General features: G+C 66.1%; 3 protein-coding genes. 2 read left to right on the top strand and 1 reads right to left on the bottom strand.

All coding sequences use genetic code 11. The annotated features are described in order from the left end of the window. The first annotated feature begins 18 nt into the window (after nucleotides 1–18). Nucleotides 19–927, top strand: a complete 909-nt coding sequence (locus AAHM41_RS00255) for an SDR family NAD(P)-dependent oxidoreductase (RefSeq protein ID WP_342234485.1) — start codon at nucleotides 19–21, stop codon at nucleotides 925–927. A 246-nt stretch (nucleotides 928–1,173) separates the two neighbouring features. Here the strand turns inward: AAHM41_RS00255 and AAHM41_RS00260 are convergent, their stop codons facing one another. Further along, nucleotides 1,174–1,611: a winged helix-turn-helix transcriptional regulator gene (locus tag AAHM41_RS00260; RefSeq protein ID WP_342234486.1), complete on the bottom strand. Its 438-nt coding sequence runs from the start codon at nucleotides 1,609–1,611 to the stop codon at nucleotides 1,174–1,176. Nucleotides 1,612–1,735: 124 nt separating this feature from the next. Between AAHM41_RS00260 and AAHM41_RS00265 the strand changes: the two genes are divergently transcribed. Next, nucleotides 1,736–3,157, top strand: coding sequence for an MFS transporter (locus tag AAHM41_RS00265; protein WP_342234487.1), 1,422 nt, complete (start codon nucleotides 1,736–1,738; stop codon nucleotides 3,155–3,157). The last annotated feature ends 609 nt before the right edge of the window (nucleotides 3,158–3,766 follow it).

Below are 3,766 nucleotides of genomic sequence, written 5' to 3' on the forward strand. Positions count from 1 at the left end.
AGATTTGAGGACAGACCCATGACCTTTCGCTTCGACGACCGCGTCGCCATCGTCACAGGCTCGGGCTCGGGGCTCGGCCGCGCCCATGCGCTCGGCCTGGCGGCGGCCGGCGCGCGGGTCGTGGTCAACGACGCCGGCGGACCCGATGCGGCGCAGCGGGTGGAGGCCGTCGTCGCGGAGATCCGGACCGGCGGCGGCGAGGCGATCGGCTTCGTCGCCGACGTTCGAAGCCCGGCCGAGATGTTCGCGATGCGCGAGGCGGCGCTCGCCGCCTGGAACCGCATCGACATTCTGGTCAACAACGCTGGCATGCTGCGCGATCGCACGTTCCCGCGGCTCGATCTCGATGATTTTCGCGCCGTGCTTGAGGTCCATCTCCTGGGTGCCGCGAACGCGACGAGGGCGGTCTGGGATGTGTTCCGCGAGCGGCAGTACGGACGGCTGGTCGTGACGACCTCGTCCTCGGGGCTCTACGGCAACTTCGGCCAGACCAACTACGCGGCGGCGAAGGCGGGACTGGTCGGCTTCATGAACGTCCTGCACCATGAGGGGGCACGCCACGGCATACGGGTGAACGCGCTCGCGCCGGCTGCGGCCACGCGGATGACCCAGGGGCTCCTGAAGGATGCGGATCTCGCCCTGCTCGACCCGCATGCCGTAACCCCTGGGCTGTTGTTCCTTGTCGGCGATACGGCACCGTCGCGGACGATCCTGAGTGCGGGAGCGGGCAGCTTCGCGGTGGTGAAGATCCTCGAAACGCGAGGCATCTATCTCCCGGAGGATCAGCGGACGCCGGAGGCCATTGCGGCGCGGCTCGATGAGATCATGTCGCTTGAGGGTGCACGGGAGCTGACCGGTGTCCTTCCGCAGTTCGAGAAGCTGCTGGGCCCAGCCAAGGCCACGGACACGCCGTTGACCGCCGAGTGATCAAGCCCCCGTTGCCAGCCGGGTGCGCGATGCTGAAGTCGCGACCGCGATGGCTGGACGCACTGTCCGTTCTGATGGTGCGGACTGCAGCAGACCGAAGCCCGGCTGCGGACATCGTGCGGCGGCACTGCGGCCGGCCCTCGTCCTTCCCGTCGTCGGAGATCGGATCGGTGGATCATCCGCGATCATCTCAGGGCGACGTGCAGGTCGATCACGCCTCGAACCTCAATCCGGACGGAACTGACACTATCCCCACGTCTTGGTTTCGCTCTCACTCGCGTCGTACTTGGCGCGGGCTTCGATGATGTCCCGTTGATTCTCCTCGGTCCAGGCGACTAAGGCCTGGACCGTCTGGTGCAGCGTCGACCCCAGCGGCGTGAGCGCGTAGTCGACCCTGGGAGGCACAACCGGGTGGACGGTGCGCCGGACGATCCCGTCGCGCTCCAGCTGACGGAGCGTCGTGGTCAGCATGCGCTGGCTGACGCCCTCGATGTTTCGCTGCAGCTCGGTAAAACGGTATGTGCGCTGCTCCAGGAGCGCGATCACCAGCAGCGACCACTTGTCGGCAATACGGTCGAGGATCTGGCGCACCTCGCAGTCTTCGCGAGAGTCCCACTGCAGCACCCGGTAGTTCCCTTCGGTGCTGCAGCGCTCAGTCTGTAACCTTTTAGTGCCTTCTTTCATGGTCGCGGACTCCGCCTTAGGTCTTGCGCAGTAACAAGAAGGAACTGACCGGCCTGGAAGTGACTATGGCCGGACGTCCCGCGGTTGCGCAACAGATCCCTAGACCCTTCAAGGAGTCGAGCCGATGTCGACCATCGTGGAACCAGAGTCTGCGCAGAGCCGAACCGAGCGGATCAGCGGACGATCCCGAGGCGCGCTACTCGTGCTGTGCGGCGCCATCTTTCTCGAGGGCATCGACGTGGCGATGCTGAACGTCGCCCTCCCGGCGATCCGGGCCGAGCTTGGTCTGTCCACCACGACCCTGAGCGCCGTCGTCAGTGCCTATGTGCTCGGCTATGCCGGCTTCATGCTGCTCGGAGGACGCGCCGCCGACCTGTTCGGCAGGCGGCGCATCTTCCTGCTATCGCTGACCGTCTTCATCGTCTTCTCGGGCCTTGGCGGTCTTGCGACCAATGGCTGGATGCTGCTGGTCGCCCGGTTCGTCACTGGGCTCTCGGCATCGTTCATGACCCCGGCCGGGCTGTCGCTCATCACGACCAACTTCCCGGAGGGGCCCCAGCGCAACAAGGCCGTCCTCATCTATGCGGGCACGGCGGCAGCCGGGTTCTCGCTCGGGCTGGTCGCCAGCGGCCTGCTCACCGCCATCAGCTGGCGCTGGGTCTTTTTCGCGCCGGTCATCCTCTCGGCCATCCTCCTGGCTCTCGCGCCGCGGCTGATCGTCGATACGGCCTCCACCGAGGGGCGCCCGAAGTTCGATTTCCTCGGTGCGATCACCATGTGCGGGGCGATGCTTGCCGCCGCCTTTGGCGTCACGCGCCTGGAACGTGCTGCGGAAGATCTCGACGCCGCCCTCATTGCCTTTGCGGTGAGCGCCGCACTGTGGATCCTGTTCGTCATCATCGAACACGGCACGCGTTCGCCCCTGGTCCGGCTCGGCATCTTCCGGTCGGCAGCGCTGATCCGCGCCAATCTGGTCACGCTCCTCTTCGCCGGCTCGTTCTTCGGCTTTCAGTTTCTCGCCACGATCTATTTGCAGGAACTTCTGAGGTGGACGCCGCTGCAGACCGGGGCTGCGCTGTTGGCCATCGGCATCGACTCCATTCTGGCGCCGACGGTCACCCCATGGCTTGTGGCGAGGTTCGGCAACGCTCGCGTCATCCTGGGAGGCCTCGTCTTCGCGGCAGTCGGCTACGGCCTGTTTCTGCGGCTCAGCCTCGACTGGACCTACGCGACGATGTTTCCGACTATGCTTCTGCTCGGATTTGCGTTTTCGCTTGCCTACGGCCCTCTCACCATCGCCGCCACCGACGGGGTCGCCGAAGATGAGCAGGGGCTGGCCAGCGGTCTGGTCAACACCGCCTTCCAATTTGGCGCCGCCCTCGGACTCTCGGCGGTGAGTGCCATCAGCGCCGTCATCCTCGGGGCGGACGTCGCTCCGGACGCCCGTCTGGAGGCGATCCGAGCGGCTCTCCTCGTTCCGCTGGCCGCGGCGGCTCTCGGTGCGCTCGTCATGGCGACTGGCGCGGCTCGGCGCCAAGACAAGTGACGCTCACCCGCGCACCTTCGGAGATGCCGGCCGCCTGGCGGCCGGCATCTCGCCCCGCGGACCGTGGCGGCGCGCCCGGATCGGCGTCGCTTCCGCCTCGAACCACAACAGCCGGATCGAGGGGGAATTTTCATCCGAGCTCGTGCCGGTGGCAAGGATGCCTCTTGGTGTCGGTACGACAGGTGCCATAGCCTAAAAAATGCGTCAGGCAAAACCAAAGGACAGCTGCTGTCGGCGGTGGCAGGAGCTGGGAGTATATTTTAGTTCTTCGATATCAGATCTCGAAAATATTCGATATCCAGCCACTTCCGGTCGTTGATATTGGGAGGGGCGTTGGGATCTTCGGCCGCTGCCTGATCCGCCTCGGGCAAGGGCTGATCCGCGATCCCATCCATTGCTCGCGATCCGCGGCCTGGAAGCCACGGCAATCGGGAGTCGCTCCTCCGCACCACCGGGGCCGGGAAGATGAGTCTTGGGCGTATCGGCGACGTTCGATTCGGGCGCTCCGAGCTGCCGGCATCGAGATTCCCGGCGCGGGGGCCGGTGCCGCGGGCAGAAGGGCTGACGCCACAGCCCAGAGGCCCGGTATCGCCCCCGCCGGGTCACCCT

It is taken from the genome of Inquilinus sp. OTU3971, from assembly GCF_038440215.1.

Excerpts from the sequence above, each read along its gene's own strand:
- AAHM41_RS00265 (WP_342234487.1), top strand. The coding sequence starts at position 1,736 with ATGTCGACCATCGTGGAACCAGAGTCTGCGCAGAGCCGAACCGAGCGG.
- AAHM41_RS00260 (WP_342234486.1), bottom strand. The coding sequence starts at position 1,611 with ATGAAAGAAGGCACTAAAAGGTTACAGACTGAGCGCTGCAGCACCGAA.
- AAHM41_RS00255 (WP_342234485.1), top strand. The coding sequence starts at position 19 with ATGACCTTTCGCTTCGACGACCGCGTCGCCATCGTCACAGGCTCGGGC.